The sequence below is a fragment of the Lentzea sp. NPDC051208 genome, assembly GCF_040682435.1.
GTDB classification, from domain to species: Bacteria; Actinomycetota; Actinomycetes; order Mycobacteriales; family Pseudonocardiaceae; genus Lentzea; species Lentzea kristufekii.
This window is the reverse complement of record NZ_JBFBAW010000010.1, coordinates 297,176-317,304: the sequence shown is the minus strand read 5'-3', so window position 1 is coordinate 317,304 and position 20,129 is coordinate 297,176. Positions and strand designations below refer to the sequence as shown.

17 protein-coding genes are annotated in these 20,129 nt (G+C 69.2%); 14 read left to right on the top strand and 3 right to left on the bottom strand.

Annotation, left to right across the window (positions count from 1 at the left end; translation table 11 throughout):
* Position 1: 1 nt before the first annotated feature.
* The 7 genes from AB0M48_RS25590 to AB0M48_RS25560 all read left to right on the top strand — a co-directional run bounded on the left by AB0M48_RS25590 (position 2) and on the right by AB0M48_RS25560 (position 7,179).
* Positions 2 to 1,171, top strand: a complete 1,170-nt coding sequence (locus AB0M48_RS25590; protein WP_363846496.1) for an ABC transporter permease — start codon at positions 2 to 4, stop codon at positions 1,169 to 1,171.
* The gene (locus tag AB0M48_RS25585) at positions 1,168 to 2,265 is read left to right on the top strand and encodes an ABC transporter permease (protein ID WP_363846494.1); all 1,098 of its coding nucleotides are present in this window, start codon (positions 1,168 to 1,170) and stop codon (positions 2,263 to 2,265) included. The genes AB0M48_RS25590 and AB0M48_RS25585 overlap by 4 nt, the downstream gene beginning before the upstream one ends.
* A gap of 82 nt (positions 2,266 to 2,347) precedes the next feature.
* A complete protein-coding gene (locus AB0M48_RS25580; RefSeq protein WP_363846492.1) occupies positions 2,348 to 2,971 on the top strand; it encodes an SRPBCC family protein in 624 nt (207 codons plus the stop codon).
* Entirely contained in the window at positions 2,968 to 4,281 is a 1,314-nt protein-coding gene (locus AB0M48_RS25575; protein WP_363846490.1) for a wax ester/triacylglycerol synthase domain-containing protein, read from the top strand. The genes AB0M48_RS25580 and AB0M48_RS25575 overlap by 4 nt, the downstream gene beginning before the upstream one ends.
* 7 nt (positions 4,282 to 4,288) lie before the next feature.
* Positions 4,289 to 4,768, top strand: a complete 480-nt coding sequence (locus AB0M48_RS25570) for a cation:proton antiporter regulatory subunit (RefSeq protein WP_363846489.1) — start codon at positions 4,289 to 4,291, stop codon at positions 4,766 to 4,768.
* Between the two features lie 2 nt (positions 4,769 to 4,770).
* The gene (locus tag AB0M48_RS25565; RefSeq protein ID WP_363846487.1) at positions 4,771 to 5,937 is read left to right on the top strand and encodes a cation:proton antiporter; all 1,167 of its coding nucleotides are present in this window, start codon (positions 4,771 to 4,773) and stop codon (positions 5,935 to 5,937) included.
* An 810-nt stretch (positions 5,938 to 6,747) separates the two neighbouring features.
* Positions 6,748 to 7,179, top strand: a complete 432-nt coding sequence (locus AB0M48_RS25560; RefSeq protein ID WP_363846485.1) for an ATP-binding protein — start codon at positions 6,748 to 6,750, stop codon at positions 7,177 to 7,179.
* Positions 7,180 to 7,584: 405 nt separating this feature from the next.
* On the opposite strand, the gene AB0M48_RS25555 is transcribed toward AB0M48_RS25560, so the two are convergent.
* Both AB0M48_RS25555 and AB0M48_RS25550 read right to left on the bottom strand, forming a co-directional pair.
* Entirely contained in the window at positions 7,585 to 8,409 is an 825-nt protein-coding gene (locus AB0M48_RS25555) for an integrase core domain-containing protein (protein ID WP_363846483.1), read from the bottom strand.
* Between the two features lie 291 nt (positions 8,410 to 8,700).
* The gene (locus tag AB0M48_RS25550) at positions 8,701 to 10,314 is read right to left on the bottom strand and encodes a peptide chain release factor 3 (RefSeq protein WP_363846481.1); all 1,614 of its coding nucleotides are present in this window, start codon (positions 10,312 to 10,314) and stop codon (positions 8,701 to 8,703) included.
* A gap of 162 nt (positions 10,315 to 10,476) precedes the next feature.
* On the opposite strand from AB0M48_RS25550, the gene AB0M48_RS25545 reads away from it, so the two are divergent.
* The 6 genes from AB0M48_RS25545 to AB0M48_RS25520 all read left to right on the top strand — a co-directional run bounded on the left by AB0M48_RS25545 (position 10,477) and on the right by AB0M48_RS25520 (position 18,626).
* Positions 10,477 to 10,848 (top strand): MerR family transcriptional regulator, encoded by a 372-nt coding sequence (locus tag AB0M48_RS25545; protein WP_030476194.1) that lies wholly within the window; start codon positions 10,477 to 10,479, stop codon positions 10,846 to 10,848.
* Between the two features lie 72 nt (positions 10,849 to 10,920).
* Positions 10,921 to 12,597: a ribonuclease J gene (locus AB0M48_RS25540; protein WP_363846479.1), complete on the top strand. Its 1,677-nt coding sequence runs from the start codon at positions 10,921 to 10,923 to the stop codon at positions 12,595 to 12,597.
* A 225-nt stretch (positions 12,598 to 12,822) separates the two neighbouring features.
* A complete protein-coding gene (locus tag AB0M48_RS25535; protein WP_363846477.1) occupies positions 12,823 to 14,319 on the top strand; it encodes a SulP family inorganic anion transporter in 1,497 nt (498 codons plus the stop codon).
* Between the two features lie 119 nt (positions 14,320 to 14,438).
* Positions 14,439 to 15,431, top strand: coding sequence for an FAD-dependent oxidoreductase (locus AB0M48_RS25530; protein ID WP_363846475.1), 993 nt, complete (start codon positions 14,439 to 14,441; stop codon positions 15,429 to 15,431).
* Between the two features lie 158 nt (positions 15,432 to 15,589).
* Entirely contained in the window at positions 15,590 to 16,894 is a 1,305-nt protein-coding gene (nhaA, locus tag AB0M48_RS25525; RefSeq protein WP_363846473.1) for a Na+/H+ antiporter NhaA, read from the top strand.
* Positions 16,895 to 17,087: 193 nt separating this feature from the next.
* Entirely contained in the window at positions 17,088 to 18,626 is a 1,539-nt protein-coding gene (locus AB0M48_RS25520; protein WP_363846471.1) for a hypothetical protein, read from the top strand.
* Positions 18,627 to 18,632: 6 nt separating this feature from the next.
* Here AB0M48_RS25520 and AB0M48_RS25515 read toward each other — a convergent pair whose 3' ends face one another.
* Positions 18,633 to 19,241 (bottom strand): ABATE domain-containing protein, encoded by a 609-nt coding sequence (locus AB0M48_RS25515; protein WP_363846469.1) that lies wholly within the window; start codon positions 19,239 to 19,241, stop codon positions 18,633 to 18,635.
* Positions 19,242 to 19,322: 81 nt separating this feature from the next.
* On the opposite strand from AB0M48_RS25515, the gene AB0M48_RS25510 reads away from it, so the two are divergent.
* Positions 19,323 to 20,105 carry an MBL fold metallo-hydrolase gene (locus AB0M48_RS25510; protein ID WP_363846467.1) on the top strand — a complete coding sequence of 261 codons (783 nt, stop codon included), beginning with the start codon at positions 19,323 to 19,325 and terminating at the stop codon, positions 20,103 to 20,105.
* Positions 20,106 to 20,129: the final 24 nt, after the last annotated feature.

Genomic DNA, 20,129 nt, shown 5'->3' with positions numbered 1-20,129 from the left:
CATGCGCCACGCACTGCTGATCGCCGCCCGAGACCTGCGCGAGCGGGCGCGGGACCGGACGGCGTACGTGCTCGCCTTCGTCCTTCCGCTCGGGCTCGCCGGCATCTTCACCCTCATCCTGGGCAATGTCGGCGGCGACAGCGAACTGTTCCGCTACGCCGTCGTGGACTCCGACCGCGGCGCGATCGCCACGACGTTCACCGGCGAGGTGCTGAGAGGGGCCGCGAGCTCGGGCGCGATCGAGATCCGGACGGTGTCGTCCGAGCAGGAGGCCCGCGCGTTGGTGGACAACGGTGAGGCCACGGCGGCGTTCCTGCTGCCGGCGGGGCTGACCGAGGACGTGCTCGCGGGCCGCGCGGCCCGGATCGGGGTCGTCGGTGACGTGGATGCCCCGACCGGCACCCAGGTCGCCCGGTCCCTGGCGCAGGCCTACGCGGACCGTCTCACCGCGGCACGCCAAGCGGTCACCGCGACCCTCCACTCCGGACTCGCCGCGTCACCGGCCGAACTCGCCGCCGAAGCCGCGGCCTCCCTGCCGCGCGTCGTCGTGGCAGAGGACACCACAGCCACCCGGCAGCTTGACCCGAAAACCGGCTATGCCGCGGGTATGGCGGTGTTCTTCCTGTTCTTCGCTGTGCAGCTGGGGGTGACCGGTCTGTTGGAAGAGCGTCGCCTCGGTACGATGGCACGTTTGCTCGCCGCACCGGTGCGTCGGTCCTCAATCTTCGCGGGCAAACTGCTGACGAGCGTGGTGATCGGCGTGCTCAGCATGACCGTGCTGGTCGTGGCGAGTTCGTTGCTCATGGGCGCTCACTGGGGAAACGCCGCAGGTGTCGCCCTGCTCGTCGTCTCCGGCGTACTGGCCGCTACCGGGGCGATGGCGGTGGTCGCGTCGATCGCGAAGACCGCGGACCAGGCGGGTGGTTGGCAGGCCGTCGTCGCGATTGTGCTCGGCTCGCTCGGCGGCGCGTTCTTCCCGGTCGGCCAAGCCGGAGGCTTCCTGGAGATGGTCAGCTTGATCGCACCTCACCGGTGGTTCCTGCGCGGCCTCGCCGACCTGGCGGGTGGCGAGGTCACCGCCGTGTTGCCCTCGGTCGCAGCAATGACCGTGTTCGCCGCGGTCACGTGCACAGCAGCGGTGCTGCTGTTCCGAAAGGCGGTGCAGCGGTGAAGATCTGGGCGATCGGCTGGATCAACGTCCGTCGCGCTCTGCGTGATCGCACCGGATTGTTCTTCCTCGTGGCGCTGCCCCTGATGCTGGTGTTCATCATCGGCATCGCGTTCGGGGGCACGAGCACGCCGGTGCTCGGCGTCGTCGGCCAGGCCGGTGCGCTGAGTGCGGAACCCGGACTGCGGGTGAGGGACTTCACGAACGAGGCCGATTTGCGCACAGCAGTGGAACACGGCGAGGTCAGCGCCGGCCTGATCCGTTCCGCACAAGAGACGCCAAGACTGCTCGTGCGCGCTGATCGGACCGGTCAGCAACTGCAGATGCTCGTCACCACGGTGCTGACGAGCGAGGCGAACCGGCTGGCAGTAGGCGAGTTCGTCTCATCGCGTACCGGGCTCGACCGCGGCTCCGCACTGTCCCTCGTGGACTCGACACGGGTGGAGCCGATCGAGGTGAGCACGACCACGGCCGGCGCGGCGCTGTTCCCCGAGGGTTACTCGGGGTTCGACCTCGGCGCGGCCAGCCAGCTGATCGTGTTCACCTTCCTCAACGCGCTCACCGCGGCGGCCGCACTGGTGGAGACCCGCACACTCGGTGTCACACGGCGGATGCTCGCCACCCCGACTCCCCCGCGGACGATCATCGCGGGCGAGGCACTCGGCCGAGTGGCGATCGCGCTGTTGCAGGGCCTGATCGTGGTCGCCGGCTCGGCGTTGCTGTTCGGTGTGCAGTGGGGCGACCCGCTCGCTTCGGCCGCACTGGTGTGCGCGTTCGCGCTGGTGTCCGGCGGAGCAGGACTGCTCCTCGGGGCGATGTGCCGGACACAGCAGCAGTCCGCGGGTGCGGGAATCCTGCTCGGACTGGGCCTCGCCGCCTTCGGCGGGTGCATGGTGCCGATCGAGTTCTTCAGCCCCGCCCTGCGGACAGTCGCTTTCGCCACCCCGCACGGCTGGGCCAACGACGCGTTCGCAGCGCTGACCCGGCGCGGCGGCGACGTCCTCACGGTGCTGCCGCATTTGGGTGTGCTGCTGGGGTTCGCGATCGTGCTGTTCACGTTGGGCGCGTGGCGGCTGCGCCGCGCCGTGACGACGTGAGGTCCGACCACCTCTGACGGCCTTACCGGATCGGGTCCTACGACTCTGAGCAAGACGAACTCGCTGAAGCACCGTAGAAGTCATGAGGACAAGCAAAATCGCGGTAGTAACAGTGGGTGCCGCCCTCGCGGCGGTGGCGTCGTATCCGCTGTTGTGGCGCGAGTGGTGCCAAACCTGGGGCGCGACCGAGCAGGAGGCCCAAGCCGCGTTGCCCGGTGACGAATTGCTGCCCCGGCCCGACCTGCTGACCACCCGCGCGATCACCGTCGAGGCGCCTCCTGGCCGGATCTGGCCGTGGCTGGTGCAGATGGGCAGCGGGCGCGGCGGTGCCTACACCTACGACTGGATCGAGAACCTGTTCGGCCTGAACATGCACAGCGCCGACGAGATCCTCCCGCAGTTCCAGGACCTGCACATCGGGGACGTCCTGCCGGTCGGCGAAGGAGGCCCCAAGCTACTGGTGGAGGTGCTCGAACCCGATCACGCGCTCGTGCTGCGCTCCGACGACGGGCGGTGGATCTGGTCGTTCGTGCTGCACGAGGTCCCCAGCGGCACCAGGCTGATCAGCCGCAACCGCATCGCCGTCCCTGACGCGTCACTGCTCGTCCGGTGGTTCAACCAGCTCGTGATTGAGCCGGGAAGCCTGGTGATGGAGCAGAAGATGTTGCGCGGCATCAAACAGCGGGCCGAACGGCATGGCCGATGATCGACCGGGCGAGTTCCGACGACATGGTGTCGCTGGCCTCCGGTATGCAGGTCGGCGCGATAGTGGTGCTGGAACGAGATCCCGGCAGCGTCGAGGCCCTGCTCGCCGACCGTGTCCGGACTGTCCCGCGGCTGCGCCGGCGCCTGGTCAGAGCGCCTTTCGGCTGTGGCCGTCCCATCTGGATCGACGACGCCGAGTTCGACATCACCCGACACGTGCGCCGCGTGGTCTGTCCAGCTCCTGGCGACGAGGCGGCACTGCTGGACGTCGCCTCCTCGCTGGTGATACGCCCGTTGCCCCACTCGTCACCACTCTGGTCAGCGACGCTGGTCACCGGGCTGGCAGAGGCCGGAGCGGCGCTGATCCTGGTGTTCCACCACGTGCTGTCCGACGGCATCGGCGGCCTGGCTGTACTGGCAAACCTGGTCGACGGTGCGCCTCATGCCGAGATCGCGCCCTTTCCCACTCCCGCGCCTTCCGGTCGTGAGCTCGCGAAGGACGCCTGGACGGCCCGGCTGAGACTGCCTGGGCATGTCTCGTTCCCCAGGTTGCGGTGGCCATCACGCGGTACGCGCTGTTCCCTGAACCAACCGACCGGCCCACGGCGGCAGCAGACCACGGCACGGGCCAGCGTTTCCCGCCTGCACGCCGCCGCACACCGCTACGGAGGCACGGTCAACGACGCCCTGCTCACCGCCGTCACAGGTGCACTGGACACGGTCTTGACCGGACGAGGTGAGCACCTCGACGAGCTGGTCGTCTCGATCCCCGTGTCGACTCGTCGCTCGACCACCGCCGCCCACCTCGGCAACAGCACCGGCGTCATGCCCGTCGCACTGCCGACCGGCGGCGACCGCTGGTTACGCCTGACGCGAATCGCCGCCATCACGCGGTCACACAAGAAGTCGGTGGTGTCGGCCACGCCGATCTTCCGGGCGTCGAAGGCCTTCGGAATGGCGGACTGGTTCACGAACCACCAACGCATGGTGCACACCTTCGTGACCAACTTGCATGGCCCTGACCACCCCGTGCGCCTAGCCAGCGCGCAGGTCGTCGGCCTCATCCCGCTATCGGCGACCACTGGCAACGTGACGGTGGCGTTCGCGGCACTGTCCTACGCCGACGCGTTCACCATCACGGTGGTCGCCGACCCTGACCACGTGCCCGACCTGTCCGCACTCGCTGAGGCGCTGCAGACCGAGCTCGACCTGCTCGCTGAACGCGACCAGCATTCGAGATGTCCGGCCACGGCATGCCCGAGCAGCGAGCCCCTGCCCTCTGGGCAGTCCTGTACGCGCGGCTTGCCATGATGACCCGATGGACGTGAACGAGGTTCTGCTGCCCGGCGTCGGCCTGCGCTACGAGTTCACCAACGCCGACGGTGACCGCATCGGCATCATCGCGCGCCGCGAGGGCAACTTCGAAGTGATCTCCTACGCGGCCGACGACCCGGACGAGGCGCAGCCGCTGTTCCGGCTCACCACCGCCGAGGCCGACACCGTCGCCGAGATCCTCGGCGCCCCGCGCATCGCCGAGCGGTTCGCCGACCTGACCAAGGAGGTCCCGGGGCTCAGCGCCGGCCAGGTGGTCGTGCCCGCCGAGTCCGCGCACGCGGGCGCACCGCTGGGCCACACCCGCGCCCGCACCCGCACCGGGGCGTCGGTCGTCGCGATCGTGCGCGGCGAGGACGTCATCGCCTCCCCCAGCCCCGACGAGGTGCTGCGCGCGGGCGACGTGCTCGTCGTGATCGGCACCCACGACGGCATCAACGGCATGCGCCGGATCATCGAAGGCTGACTGTGCACACGTCTCTGGCGCTGCTGCTCGAACTCGGCGTCATCCTCGTCGGGCTCAGCGTCCTCGGCGCGGCCGCGAGACGGTGGTCGTTCTCCCCCGTCCCGCTGTACCTGCTCGCCGGTCTCGCGCTCGGCAACGGCGGCATCGCGCCGGTGCCGGCCGCCGGCGACTTCGTCGAGGTCGGCGCCTCCATCGGCGTCGTGCTGCTCCTGCTCACCCTCGGGCTCGAGTTCAACACCGCCGAGCTCACCCACAGCCTGCGCCGCCACGTTCCCTCCGCGCTGGTCGACCTAGTCCTCAACGCGGCACCAGGGCTGGTCGCGGGATGGCTGCTGGACCTGCCGTGGCCCGGCGTCCTGGCGCTCGCGGGCGCCACCTGGGTTTCCTCCTCCGGCATCATCTCCCGGCTGCTGGGCGACCTGCGCCGTCTCGGCAACCGCGAGACGCCGGCGATCCTCTCCGTCCTGGTGATGGAGGACTTCGCCATGGCGATCTACCTGCCGGTGCTCGTGGTGCTGGCCTCCGGCGGGAGCTGGTGGCAGGCCCTGCTCGGCGTCGTCATCGCGATCGCCAGCGTGACGGCGGCCTTCGCCGCTTCCCACCGCTGGGGCCACCACGTCAACCGCTGGCTCGCCCACCCCGACGACGAACAGCTCATGCTCCGCGTCCTGGGCAGCACCCTCGTCGTCGCCGCACTCGCCGAACTGGTGTCCGTCTCGGCCGCCGTCGGCGCGTTCCTGGTGGGGCTCACCCTCACCGGCGCCACCGCCGAACGGGCCCGCGCCGTCCTCGCGCCCCTGCGCGACCTGTTCGCCGCGGCGTTCTTCCTCGCCATCGGCTTCGCCGTCAGCCCGGCCGAGCTGCTCCCGGTGCTGCCCGTCGCACTCGCACTCGCCGCGGCGGGCATCGTCACGAAGATCGCCACCGGCTGGTACGCCGCCCGCCGCGACGGCATCGCCCCACGCGGCCGCCTGCGCGCCGGCACCGCGCTGATCGCGCGCGGCGAGTTCTCCGTCGTCATCATGAGCCTGGCCGGCGCCACCAGCACCGAACTGGGGCCTGTGGTCACCGCGTACGTACTCCTCCTCGCCACGCTCGGACCGCTCCTCACCCGCTGGGCCGGCAACTGGCTTCCGCCACAACGACCACAACCACCAGACAGCTCCTGAAAGGAGCACCTTGCACAGTCGCCGCAGGTCAGGCAGCATATGAGAAGTCAGAGCATGACTCACCGGGCTTACCTGAGCACGCACGAGCCGCCGGTGATGCCGGAGTCCGGCTGTCCGTCGGCCGTAAGGGGCAATGCTGGGACAACGCGGTCGCCGAGTCGTTTTTCGCCACCATCAAGACCGAACTGCTCGACCGGCAGTCCTAGCCCACGAAAGCCAAGGCGCACAAGGCAATCTTCGAATACATCGGGCTGGTACAACACCCGCCGCCGGCACTCCAGCCTCGGCTACCTCAGCCCCGCCACCTACGAAGCCACCCAATACCAACCAGTCGATCAGGTAGCGTGATCACACCTCATCGACCCTGTCCGTCAAAACGGGGCAACCCCACACCGACACGGCGCAGGTCGGCAACACCACCCGGTCCGGTGCCGGTGCCGTGGAGGCCGAGGGACAATTCGAAGCCTTCCGTCCGGCCTGCTGACGAAGCGCGAGCAATCGGATCAAACGCTTGTGGTCACACCATCTCGTGGTTGTCTGCTGATTCGATCGACGCAGAGTTCAGCGCATCCGCCGTGTCAGGACGAGCGTGATCGGACGCGCAAGCGTCATCGATCTACGCGAGCTCGTCCGGATCGCAGCACGCGGCACTTCGTGATACCCCGCCGTACGACGCTCTGACTGCTGGGAATCGGCGGGTGCTCGACGGTGACGCCAGTTGGTCGTGTGCTCTTCGAGGTCTACGGTGGGATGCCGGGCTGGCCGGTGCGCCTTGAGTCAACAGGGCGGCAACCGTGAGGCGGTCCGCGCGTGAGCGTCGAGAACGATCCCGAACCGCTGATCCTGGGCTTGACGACCGAACAGATGCCGCCACTGGTGCAAGTACGGCGGTGGACGGCCATCGCCCTGGCGGACTTGGACGACGACCACCTGCAAACGGTGCTGCTGATCAGCACCGAGTTGTTGACCAACGCCTACGAGCACGGCAGCAGCCCGTACGGGGTCCGCCTCAGACGCGGCCGGTCGCCGTGCCGGGTGCGGGTCGAAGTCGACGACACCTCACCGGAGCAACCGGTGGTCGGACGGTCCAGGATCGCCGACACCCGCGGCAGAGGCTTGATCATGGTGGACAAGCTGTCCTGGAAATGGGGCGTTTCCCCTCTGCCCGGCGGAGGCAAGACCGTGTGGGCGACGATCTCCTGTGAGCAGGAAGGCTGGATCCCCTGCGCCGGGAGCACATGAGCGCGCCGAGCTCGGCGAGGATGTCGGCCGGAGTGGGCTCTTCGTCCGGCTTGGCTTTGTCGGCGCACTCGATGAAGCCGGCGACGCGCTTGCAGGCGTGAGGCCTGCAGCGGAAGGCGTGGAAGGTGCGGCGTCCAGCGGACGGAGAACCGGTCGTGCGGCACCAAGTCCGATGCGCCGTGTGCGCGCGTGAGTTGACGTTCACCGTGCACAGCGTCGCGGCGACCGAGCGCAGGCGCGTGCGGTGGCGGTTGGGGTGTGGGCAGGTGGCGTTATGCGTGCCGAAAATTACGTCCGCACAGATCAAGCGGCCTGCCGATACTCGTGGAGGACTCCACCGGGACGGTCCCGTCGGAGTACCGCGTGTGGGGTGCCAAACACGAACCAACGGGCCTGACCTGCGGATCAAGCAGCTGCAGGTTCGTACTCGTTGATCAATCCGCCGAGCACTCGCCGACGACGTACGGATCTACAACCTGGCCCTGCGATGGGGTGATCCGGTACCGGCGGAGTCTGGTCCCGCGCCCTGTGTGGCCGTCGGTGGTTGTAGTGGGACACGTAGCGGTTCAACACTGACGTCAGGTGACGCTCGTTGATGATCAGTAGTCGGTCTGTGAGCTCTCGCCGTACGGTGCCGACGAACCGCTCGGCGTAACAGTTGGCCCGTGGACATCGCGGCGGAATCTTCACGATGGCGATGCCGGCGTCCGCGAGAACGGAACCGAACGACGCCGTGAACTGGCCAGCCCTGTCACGAACCAGGAACCGATACTCGCTGGCCCGGTCATACAGCTCCATGACGAGGTTGCGAGCTTGCTGTGTGGTCCACGGACCGTCGGGGTTGGTGGTGGTGCCGAGAATGTGGACGTAGCGGGTGCCGACCTCCATCACGAAGAACACGTACACCCGCTTCAACGTGACGACGCAGTCGACACGGAAGAAGTCGCACGCCAGCATGCTCGCCGCCTGAGCACGCAGAAACCGCCGCCACGACATGTCGGTGCCCCGAGTCGGCGAAGGCGGAATCCGAAGCCGCGTGAGCACCCGGCGAACAGTCGACGCGGCCGTCCGGTGGCCGAGCTTGAGCAGTTCACCTTGGATACGGCGGTAACCCCAGCCCGTGTTCTCCCGCGCCATGCGCTCGATCAACACCACGACAGTCTCATCGACCCGCGGTCGACCAACCCGCTCGGATACGTCCATTTCTTCGCGACCAATCGCCGATGCCACCGCAGCACGATGCCCGGAGACACCAACCGGTGCTCTCGCAGCCAAACCGGTAACCGCCGCGTCAACGCGGACAGCACCGCGCGATCAGCCCGATCAAACCTCGGACGCCGATCGCCACGACGCAACACCGCGACCTCATGCCGCAACACCAGCAGCTCGACGTCCTTGGCTGCCGAGGACCGGCCGAGCAGAACCAGCCAGCCACCCAGCTGGATCAGAACGACCGAGCCCGACCACCGCAGGTCAGCGCGTGAGTTCTGGCACCCCACAGGACAACTGATCCGCGGACGGTCAGTCGTCGGTTCCCGCGACGAGGGACTCCAGCCGCACCTCGGGGTGCAGGCGCCGCAGGACACCCAGCGCGGTGGAGTCGGGGAACAGGGCGAGATCAACGCCGTCGGTGCGGGTGAGCACCTCGGTGCGGTTGCTGTCCACGATGGACCGCTGCCTGGGGTCGGCCAGGCGGCGCACGACGGTGTAGGGCAACGGTTCGAGCCGCACCGGCGACTTGAACTCCGCGTCGAGGCGATGTGCGGCGACCTCGAACTGCATGGGGCCCACCGCGGCGAACACCGGTGCCCCGTCGCCGCGGCGCAGTGAGCGCAGGATCTGCACGATGCCTTCGGACTCCAGTTGTTCGATGCCCTTGCGGAACTGCTTGGAGCGGCTGAGGTCCGCCGGTCGCGCGACGGCGAAGTGCGCCGGCGCGAAGCTGGGCAGGCCGGGGAAGCGCACCACGGGTTTGCCGGCGTGCAGGGTGTCGCCCACGTGCAGCGCGTTGGCGTTGACCAGCCCGATGACGTCGCCGGGAAAGGCGGTGTCCAACGTGGAGCGTTGCTGGCCGAACATCTGTTGCACGTACTTGGTGGCGAACGGCTTGCCCGTGGCGGCGTTGGTGACCACCATGCCTCGCTCGAACACACCGGAGCACACGCGCGCGAACGCGATCTGGTCGCGGTGCGCGCGATCCATGCCCGTCTGCACCTTGAACACGAACGCCGAGAACGGTGTGTCCAGCTCACGCGGATCGCCGGCGGCGTCCAGCCGCGCGGTGGGACGTGGTGCGATCTCGACGAGGAGATCGAGCAGCTGCCGCACACCGAAGTTGAGCACGGCCGACCCGAACAGCACCGGTGTCGCCGTGGCGTCGAGGAACCGCTCGAGCTCGAACTCGCCGCCGGACGCGCCGAGCAGCTCCGCTTCCTCGCTGGCGCGCGTCCAGCCCGCGCCCTCCTCGGCTTCGGCCTGGCTCGGCGGCAGGTGCTCCTCGCCCGCGGCGGTGGCTCCGCCCGCGGTGCGCTGGTAGCGCACGAACTGTCCGCTGCGCCGGTCGAGCACACCGCGGAAGTGGCCCGCGTCGCCGACCGGCCAGGTCAGCGGCATCGCCTGCAGTCCGATCCGCTCACCCAGCTCGTCGCACAGGTCCAGCGCGTTGCGGCCAGGGCGGTCCCACTTGTTGATGAACGTGATCACGGGGATGCCGCGGTACCGGCAGACGTCGAACAGCTTGAGGGTCTGCGGTTCCAGGCCTTTGGCGGCGTCGAGCAACATCACCGCGCAGTCCACCGCCGACAGCACCCGGTAGGTGTCCTCGGAGAAGTCGGCGTGGCCGGGGGTGTCGAGCAGGTTGATCACGCAGTCGCGGTAGGAGAACTGCAACGCGGCGGACGTGATGGAGATCCCGCGTGCCTTCTCCATCTCCATCCAGTCCGACACCACACCGCGGCGGCCGGCCTTGCCGTGCACCGCGCCCGCCTCGGAGATCACCTTCGCGTGCAGGGCCAGCGCCTCGGTCATGGTCGACTTGCCCGCGTCGGGGTGGCTGATCACCGCGAAGGTGCGCCTGCGTCCCGCTTCCGCGAGCACGGTCGCGGACGAGGCGGTCACCGGGGTGGCGGTGGTCATTCGCGGTCCTTCGGGGTAGGCGACATCTCGCCGAACCCTACCCTCACGTGACGGTAATCTGGGCCTGACCCCGGAGGCACGAGCGGGATACGAGCACCTGGCGTGGTGCCAGAATGGCCGGTGATCGTGGCGCGGTTCAGAAGGGATGTCGTGGGCGGGCACATGCAGATCGGGGAGGTGGCCGAGAGGACCGGTCTGTCGTTGCGCACGATCAGGTACTACGAGGAGGTCGACCTGGTGGTGCCGAGCGCACGCAGCCAGGGCGGGTTCCGCCTCTACACCGAGCCTGACGTGCAACGCCTCGACGTGATCAAGCGGATGAAACCGCTCGGCTTCCAGCTCGAGGAGATGCGCGAGCTGCTCGGCATCCTCGACGCGCTGTCCGCCGGTGACGATCCCGATCGCGACAAGCACCTCGACCGCCTGTCCGGGTTCTGGACCGCCGCCGACGAACGGTGCCAGCAGCTGCGCGCGCAGCTGCGCATCGCCGAGGACTTCGCCACGACCCTGCGGTCCCATCTGCCCTCGAACTGACGGACGTCACGCCTGGCACGCGCCGCCGATTTCCTCTCACCAGGAACTCTCACGTAACGTGAGGGTGTGACCATGGCTCGAACGTCCACCCCTCCGCCCGCACTCGCCCCGGATGCCCTGCGGGTCATCGCCCTCGGCGGCCTCGGCGAGATCGGCCGGAACATGACCGTGTTCGAGCACGAGGGCAAGCTGCTCATCGTCGACTGCGGGGTCCTGTTCCCCGAGGAGCACCAGCCCGGCGTCGACGTGATCCTCCCGGACTGGAGCTGCATCCGGGACCGGCTGGCCGACGTGGTCGCCATCGTGCTGACCCACGGTCACGAGGACCACATCGGGGGCGTGCCGTACCTGCTGCGGGAACGACGTGACATCCCGGTCATCGGCTCCCGGCTCACGCTGAAGTTCCTGGCCGCCAAGCTGGCCGAGCACCGGATCAAGCCCGTCCTGGTCGAGGTCAAGGAAGGCGAACAGGTCACCCGAGGGCCGTTCGACCTGGAGTTCCTCGCCGTCAACCACTCCATCCCCGACGGCCTGGCCATCGCCATCCGCACCAACGCCGGTCTCGTGCTGCACACCGGCGACTTCAAGATGGACCAGTTCCCGCTCGACAAGCGGATCACCGACCTCCGGGGTTTCGCCCGCCTCGGCGAGGAGGGTGTCGACCTGTTCCTCGTCGACTCCACCAACGCCGACGTGCCGGGCTTCACCACCTCCGAACGCGATCTCGCCCCCGCGATCGACGAGGTGTTCCGCACCACGCCGCGCCGCGTGATCGTCTCCAGCTTCGCCAGCCACGTGCACCGCATCCAGCAGGTGCTCGACTCCGCCGCGGCACACGGCCGCAAGGTCGCCTTCGTCGGCCGCTCCATGGTCCGCAACATGGGCCTGGCCTCGGAGCTTGAATACCTGAAGGTGCCCGACGGGCTCGTCGTGGACGTCAGGGACGCCAACCGGCTTCCCGCCCACGAGGTGACCCTGGTGTGCACCGGGTCGCAGGGCGAGCCGATGGCCGCCCTGTCCCGCATGGCGGCCGGCGAGCACGAGATCGTCATCGTCGAGGGCGACACCGTCCTGCTGGCCAGCTCCCTGATCCCCGGCAACGAGAACGCCATCTACCGGGTGATCAACGGCCTGACCGACCTCGGCGCCAACGTGGTGCACAAGGGCAACGCCAAGGTCCACGTCTCCGGGCACGCCAGCGCCGGCGAACTGGTCTACTGCTACAACATCGTGCAGCCCACCAACGTCCTGCCCGTGCACGGCGAAGCGCGCCACCTGCGAGCCAACGCCGAGCTGGCCGTCCGCACCGGCGTCGACCGCGACCGGGTGCTCGTCGCCGCCAACGGCCACGTCGTCGACCTGCACGACGGCCGGGCCTCGGTCACCGGCCAGGTCGAGATCCACAACATCTACGTCGACGGCCAGACCGTCGGCGGCGTCACCGAGGACTCCCTGGCACAGCGCCGCACGCTGGGCGAAGAGGGCATGATCACCGTGGTCGCCATCATCGACACCGACACCGGCCGGCTCGACGACGCACCCGACTTCATCGCCCACGGCTTCGAACACGACGCCTCGACGTTCCAGCCGGTGATCCCCGCCATCGAGAAGGCCCTCGTCGGCGCCGCGGAGAAGAACATCAGCGACGTGGCGGAGCTCGAACGCCTCATCGCACAACAGGTGCAGATGTGGGCGCAACGCACCTACCGCCGCCGCCCGGTCGTCATCCCGATCGTCATCGAAGCCTGATCCGCACGCGGTGATGACGACCGCGGTCGTCATCACCGCGGCCGCCGCGGCCCGTCATGTGAGCGAACCCGAGAAGTTCGCGGCACCAGGACACAACACTTCACGCCGACGACGACGGCGGTGTCGGCGTCGGCGTCCTTCCGCGCGCCCCGGGGCGCGCGGACCCGAGTCCCGTTCATCACGCGAGCCTCCTGTCTGCTCGCGCGCACAACCCTGAGGTGTCGCTTGTCCTCACACGTGGCTGCGCCGCGTCCCTCACTGCTGTCGAGGGTGCGCACGACCTGGTTCTCCAACCCCCGCGCCGACCTGCTCTCCGGCCTGGTCGTCGCACTCGCGCTGATCCCCGAGGCGCTGTCGTTCTCCATCATCGCGGGCGTCGACCCGAAGGTCGGCCTCTACGCCTCGTTCACCATCGCGATCATCATCGCGTTCGCGGGCGGCCGTCCCGGCATGATCTCCGCCGCGACCGGCGCGATGGCCCTGGTGCTCGTGGGGCTGGTGCGCGACCACGGTGTCGAGTACATGTTCGCCGCCACGGTCCTCACCGGCGTGTTCCAGATCCTCTTCGGCCTGCTCGGCGTGCACAAGCTCATGCGGTTCGTGCCGCGCACCGTCATGGTCGGCTTCGTCAACGCCCTCGCGATCCTGCTGTTCGCCGCGCAGGTCCCCCACATCACCCAGGGCGGCTGGCCGGTCATCGCCCTGGCGCTGCTCGGCCTGGGCATCATCTACCTGCTGCCGAAGCTGACGAAGGCGATTCCCGCGCCACTGGTGGCCATCGTGGTCATCACCTCGCTCACGGTGTTCCTGCACATCGCCGTGCCCACCGTCGGAGGAATGGGTGAGCTGCCCACCGCGCTGCCCGGTTTCGGCCTGCCGATGGTGCCGTTCACGCTGGAGACCCTCACGATCGTCGCGCCCTTCGCGCTGACGCTGGCGGTCGTCGGACTGATCGAGTCGCTGCTCACCGCTCAGCTGCTCGACGACCTCACCGACACCCCGTCGAAGAAGGGCGTGGAGGTGCGCGGGCAGGGCATCGCCAACATCGCCACCGGCTTCCTCGGCGGCATGGCGGGCTGCGCGATGATCGGCCAGTCCATCATCAACATCAAGTCCGGCGGCCGCACCCGGCTGTCCACCCTCGCGGCCGGCGTCTTCCTGCTGGTCCTCGTCTTCGCCCTCGGCCCGGTCGTCTCCCTGATCCCGATGGCGGCACTCGTCGCGGTGATGGTCTTCGTGTCGATCAGCACCTTCGACTGGACCAGCGTCAAGCTCTCCACGCTGCGCCGCACCCCCAAGACCGAGACCGCCGTGATGGTCGTGACCGTCGGCACGGTCGTCGCCACCCACAACCTCGCACTCGGCGTCATCGCGGGCGCCCTGCTCTCGGCGATCTTCTTCGCCCGCCGCGTGGCACATCTGGTCGACGTCTCCAGCGTCCTCGACCCGGACGGCACCATCCGCGTCTACGCCGTCACCGGCGAGCTGTTCTTCGCCTCCAGCAACGAGCTGATGCACTCCTTCGACTACACCGACACGGTGTCCAAAGTGGTCATCGATCTCTCCGGCGCACATGTGTGGGACAGCTCCGCCGTCGCCACGCTCGACGCCGTCACCGCGAAGTTCACCTCGCGCGGCATCGAAGCCTTGATCATCGGGCTCGACCCGCACAGCGAACGACTGCACACCCGCCTGTCCGGCCAGCTCACCGGATCACACTGAGAACGCGGAGGAGCGGGCATTCAGTGGCTGTCGCGCGGGGTCGGCGTGAACTACCCTGTGCGAAGGTGTGCCGGGAAGTCTGGTCGGCGTGACGTATCCCCGTTCGGAAGGGAGCGGTCATGCCCACCAGAAGGGCTCTTGTCGTCGGCGCGGGCATCGCCGGACTGGCCACCGCGCTGCGCTTGTGCCGCAGCGACTGGGACGTGGTTCTCGTCGAACGAGCCGAGCAGTCTCCGGACCCCGGATTTCCCCGTGCGCTGCGCGGCATCGGCCATGACGCGGCCACCAGGCTGGGACTGATGCCGGCGTTGATCGCCCACAGCCAACCGCGGTGCGACACGGTCGTGGTCGACGTGGCGGGAACTCCGTTCGCGTTGTACTCCAAGCCGTCCACGGCGACGCCCGTGCTCCGCCGCGCCGACGTGGTGACCGTCCTGCGGGGCGCGATCGGTGGTGTCGAAGCGCGCAGGAGCACCGGCGTGCTGGGACTGGCCGAGGACGACTGCGGAGTCACGGTCACCTTCTCCGACGGGGACGAGGACTGGTTCGACCTCGTCGTCGGCGCGGACGGTGTCGGTTCCGCGGTGCGTGGTGCCGCCTTCGTGGAACGCCGAGAGCACAGCCGGGCCGAGGTGTCGGTGTCGAGCCGCCTGGGAACGGCCTCGGCGAGCGCGGTCCGGATGGACCTCGCGGGACGATCGGTCCGCGTCCACCCGTTGAGCGACGGCAGTTCCGCGGCGCTGTTCGCCTGGCACGGCGACGCTTCCCTCCCCCTGCGGAAGGCTTTCGGTGATCTCCCCTGGCTCGCGCCCGATCTCCTGTCCCAGGTGGACGCCGGCCCGGTGACGCGGCGCGCGAGCTTTCAGGTGCATGCGGACCGGTGGGTGTCGGGACAGATCGCGCTGGTCGGCGACGCCGCGTGGTGCACGGGCCGGCCCGGTGGCGAGGGCGCGTCGCTCGCGATCGGCGGCGCCGAGCTGCTGGGCGACGCGCTGGACATCTTCCCCCGTACCGCCGAGGCGTTGGTGTGGTGGGAGGAGCAGATGCGGCCGATCGTGCGGCACCGGAAACAGCACTCCGCAGACAGGACGACGAGACGAAGGCTGCCGTAGAAACAACCAGTGCCAGCGCTGAGCCGCGTTCGGCCAAGATCACATCAACACAGCCCGATGCCCGAGCGTGGGGTACGGTCGGGCTGTTGCCGTGACGAGCGGCATGGTGTGCCGGGAAGTCTGGTCGGCGATGCGGCCGACGACACCCGGAGTGAGCTGTGGAACCCGTGAAGACCCGGCTGTTCAGCCGCGCGTCCTGGCCCGAGGCCAAGCGCATCGCCGACCTGCTCCGCCTTGAGACCGTCGGCGGCGTAATCATGCTGGTGGCGGCGGTGGTAGGCCTGGTGTGGGCCAACTCGCCCTGGTCGTCGCTCTACGAGACCTTGCGCTCGGTGGAGATCGGCCCCGAGTCGCTGCACCTGCGGCTCAGTCTCGCCGAATGGGCCTCCGACGGCCTGCTGGTGATCTTCTTCTTCGTCGCGGGCCTGGAGCTCAAACGCGAGTTCGTCGCCGGCGACCTGCGTGATCCTCGTCGTGCCGCCGTTCCGATCGCGGCGGCGTTCGGCGGCGTGCTCGTGCCGGCGTTGATCTACACCGCGGTCAACCTCGGCAGCGGGCCCGCGCTGTCCGGCTGGGCCATCCCCACCGCCACCGACATCGCGTTCGCACTCGCGGTGCTCGCGGTGATCGGCAGGTGCCTCCCGTCGGCGCTGCGGACGTTCCTGCTGACCCTCGCGGTCGTCGACGACCTGATCGCGATCGTGATCATCGCCCTGTTCTACACCGACGACCTGGCACTGCAGCCGTTGCTGCTGATGTTCGTCCCATTGGCGTTGTTCACGGTGCTCGTGCAGCGACGTGTGCGGTCATGGTGGCTGCTGATCCCCTTGGCGGTGGCGACGTGGGCACTCATGCACGCCTCAGGCGTGCACGCGACCGTCGCCGGTGTGCTCCTCGGGTTCGCCGTGCCGGTGATCCGCCGGTGCGGCGAAGGTCCTGGTCTGGCCGAGATCTTCCAGCACCGGTGGCAGCCTCTGTCCACGGGTGTCGCCGTGCCGATCTTCGCCTTCTTCGCCGCCGGTGTCTCGATCGGAGGCCTGAGCGGCTTCGTCACCTCGCTCACCGACAGCGTGACGCTCGGCATCGTGCTCGGCCTGCTGGTGGGCAAACCGATCGGCATCACCGCCGCCACCTGGCTGGTCGCGCGGTTCACCAAGGCCGATCTGGACGACGACCTGGCGTGGATCGACGTGGTCGGCCTGTCGATCCTCGCCGGCATCGGTTTCACCGTCTCGCTCCTGGTCAGCGAACTGTCGTTCGGCGAGGGCAGCGCGGGCTACAGCAACGCGAAGGTGGCCGTGCTGCTGGGTTCCGTTCTGTCCGCGTTGATCGCGACGGTGGTCCTGCGCGTGCGCAACAGGGTGTACCGCCGGATCTACGAGGAAGAGAACCGCGACGCGGACAACGACGGCATCCCGGACGTGCACCAGGCCGATCAGCCGCGCGCGGACCGGTCGGGCTAGTTCTGGAGACCTCCCTGCGACCTGGCGGCGATCTGCCCTGCTCATGTCCTCTTTCGGGTGGTCGTGGCGTCGTCGGTGAGGATTCGGCTCTCCACCGGCTACCCCTCGTGCAGTGAGGCGGACCACCTGTTCACATAGGACGGTTGACGTGCTGGAACGCGCTGATCACAGGTCTTCTGGAGCCGTTGCGCCGGTGCGGAAGCGCTGGCACCTCGCCGTGGTGATGTCCGTGCTGGTGTCAGGCTGCACCGCGGGGCCGTTCGGACTCACGGCCGAGGGGCCGGGCGGTGCGCTGAGGGCCGACGTGGCCGCACCGCCTGAGAAGACCGTCGTGCTGAACGCCGAGCCTGGTGCGGAGTCGGCGATCGCCGTGAGTTCAGCCCTCTTTCGCAGCGCCCCCGTCGTGGTGGTAGCCGCGGAGACGGACCGCGCGGCCTCCGCCGGAGCGGGCCCCCTCGCCGAGCGGCTGGGGGTACCGGTGCTCCAGGTCCCCGCCTCGAAGGACACGCCCGAGCGGGGCGGCCCGTCCGTGCGGGACGAGGTGGGGAGGCTGTCGCCGCAGGTGGTGCTCGCCGTTGGCGCCGACGCGCGCCGTGAGGTCGAGGCGTGGTCCGGCAAGGCCAAGGTCGTCGGGATCGACGCACCGGCGGACGGTGCCACGATCACGGATCTGCCCGCCGGGGTGCCGGCCGTCGAGCCCGCCCAGCCGGCGGACGTGACGGTGCTGGCGGACACCCGCCGTGACGACGTCGCCGCGGTCGCCACGGCACGGGCCGCGGGCGCGCAGATCGTCGCGCTGCACGGCGCCGATCCGAGGAGCGACGCGGCAGCGATCGACGCGTTGCGCGCGAAGCCGTCCGCCGCGGTGCTGGCGCTGGGCGAGGACTTCGGTCCGCCGGATCGGCTGCGCAAGCGGGTCGACACGGTGGTCCGCGGTGGCCTGCTGCCCGGCGGCGGGCAGGTGCTGTTCCCCGGCAGGCTGCTGGTCTGCCTCTACGGCCATCCGGACGGGCCGGCGCTCGGCGCGCTCGGCGAGCAGGACCTCGAAGGTTCCATCGCACGCGCCAAGAAGCTGGCCGCCGAGTACGAGCCGCTCAGCGACGTTCCCGTCGTGCCGACCCTGGAGATCATCGCCACCGTCGCCCAGGGCTCCCCCGGCCCGGACGGCGACTACTCGGGCGAGACCGATGTCGAGGTGTTGCGCCCGTGGGCGGAGAGGGCCGGGAAGGAGGGCGTGTACGTGATCCTGGACCTGCAACCGGGCAGGGCCCGGCTGGTGGACCAGGCCAAGCGGTACGCGTCCCTGCTGGAGATGCCCCACGTCGGCCTGGCCGTCGACCCCGAGTGGAAGCTCGGGCCGGACCAGGTGCCGCTGCAGCAGATCGGCGGTGTCGACGCCTCGGAGATCAACGAGGTCTCGGCGTGGCTCGCCGAGCTGACCGCCGCGAAGTTCCTGCCGCAGAAGTTGCTCGTGGCGCACCAGTTCCAGCTGTCGATGATCCGCAACGAGCAGTCGCTCGACACCACCCGCGACGAGGTGCAGCTGCTGATCCACATGGACGGGCAGGGCACGACGGGCCAGAAGGTGTCCACTTGGGACTCCGTGGTGGGAGCCCGGCCCGGTGACCTGCCGATGGGCTGGAAGAACTTCTACGACGAGGACAAACCGATGCTCACGCCGGAGCAGACCATGACCTATGAACCGAAACCGTCGATGGTCTCCTACCAGTGACCCTGGTCAGTCCGTCTGGGACTGGGTGCGGCGGGCGTAGGCACGGGCGGCTCGTGCGCGGTCGCCGCACCGGGTGGAACACCACTGGCGCCGACCGTGGCGGAGCAGGTAGCGGTTGCACGGACTGGACTGGCAGGCGGTGAGCCGTTCCGCGTCGAGGCCCGTGAGCAGGTCGGCCGCGTTGGCGGCGAGGGTCGCGAGGGCGTGGTCGACGATCTCCGTGGTGGGGTGGGGCGTCGCCCGGTAGGGACCGTTCTTCTCGTCCCAGTGCAGCAGCGGTGCCGTGGGCACCCTGGTCAGCGCGTCGTTGACCGCCGACAGGGCGGCGGGAAGGGCGGGCAGCCCGGCGACGCGGGCGTCGAACAAGGCCCTGATCTGTTCCCGCAGCGAACGCAGCTGCGTCGCGCACATCTCCCGCATCCCGATGTCGACCGGCGCGAGGCCGTGTTCGGTGAGCCAGAGGTTCGTCTGCGCGGGAGTGCCGAGGAGGTCCAGCACGCGCCCGCCCGGCAGTGCGATGGCGCTGTTGGCCAGAGCGAGCGACGAGTACTGCTCCTCGCCCGGCACGGGCGGCCAGGCGGCTTCCGCCGTCGTGCTCTCATTCACAGACCTCATGGTACGGCTTGCTTCAGTCCGTGAGAAACACTACCGTCAGCCTCACGGATAACGCATACCCAAACCGTGAGGAACCTTCTCGTGACTTCCGCTCCCCTGGCCGCAGACCAGTTCCCCGTCCAGACCTTCGGCGGCCCGACCGCCCTCTTCGAGTACGGCGGCCTGCGGTTCCTGACCGACCCGACCTTCGACGGACCGGGCGACTACCCGGCCGGCGGGGGCGCGGTCCTGACCAAGACCGGGCACTCCCAGGTCGCGCCCGCCGACTTGGGCCGCATCGACGTGGTGCTGCTCTCCCACGACGAGCACGCCGACAACCTGGACAACGCCGGACGGGCCCTCCTCGCCGACGTCCCGCTCACGCTCAGCACTCCCGGTGCCGAGCAGCGCCTCGGGGCCGGGACCAAGGGGCTGGCCGACTGGGAGTCCGTCCAGCTGGACCGTCCTGACGGCGGCACGGTGACCGTGACCGGCGTGCCCGCCGTCCACGGTCCCGGCAGCCGTGAGGACATCGAACCGTTCACCGGCCAGGTCGTCGGTTTCGTCCTGACCGGGGACGGCCTGCCGGCGGTCTACGTCAGCGGCGACAACGCCTCGCTCGACGCCGTCGAGCAGATCGCCGAGCGGTTCGGCCCGATCGACACCGCCGTGCTCTTCGCGGGTGCCCCGCGCTTCGCCGGTCTCTTCGACGGCCGACCGCTCGTCCTGGACAGCGCCCAGGCCGCACAAGCCACCAAGACCCTCGGCGCTCGCCGGGTGGTTCCGGTCCACTACGAGGGCTGGGCCCACTTCACCGAGGGCCGCGACGACCTCACCGCCGCCTTCGCCGCCGCGGGCCTCTCCGACCGTCTGCAGTGGAACTGAGCGGACCGGACGCGGGACGGCGAC

Coding starts and splice junctions, on each gene's coding strand:
- AB0M48_RS25570 (WP_363846489.1), top strand. CDS start 4,289: ATGGACGTGAACGAGGTTCTGCTGCCCGGCGTCGGCCTGCGCTACGAG.
- AB0M48_RS25550 (WP_363846481.1), bottom strand. CDS start 10,314: ATGACCACCGCCACCCCGGTGACCGCCTCGTCCGCGACCGTGCTCGCG.
- AB0M48_RS25530 (WP_363846475.1), top strand. CDS start 14,439: ATGCCCACCAGAAGGGCTCTTGTCGTCGGCGCGGGCATCGCCGGACTG.
- AB0M48_RS25515 (WP_363846469.1), bottom strand. CDS start 19,241: ATGAGGTCTGTGAATGAGAGCACGACGGCGGAAGCCGCCTGGCCGCCC.
- AB0M48_RS25545 (WP_030476194.1), top strand. CDS start 10,477: ATGCAGATCGGGGAGGTGGCCGAGAGGACCGGTCTGTCGTTGCGCACG.
- AB0M48_RS25540 (WP_363846479.1), top strand. CDS start 10,921: ATGGCTCGAACGTCCACCCCTCCGCCCGCACTCGCCCCGGATGCCCTG.
- AB0M48_RS25575 (WP_363846490.1), top strand. CDS start 2,968: ATGATCGACCGGGCGAGTTCCGACGACATGGTGTCGCTGGCCTCCGGT.
- AB0M48_RS25590 (WP_363846496.1), top strand. CDS start 2: ATGCGCCACGCACTGCTGATCGCCGCCCGAGACCTGCGCGAGCGGGCG.
- AB0M48_RS25580 (WP_363846492.1), top strand. CDS start 2,348: ATGAGGACAAGCAAAATCGCGGTAGTAACAGTGGGTGCCGCCCTCGCG.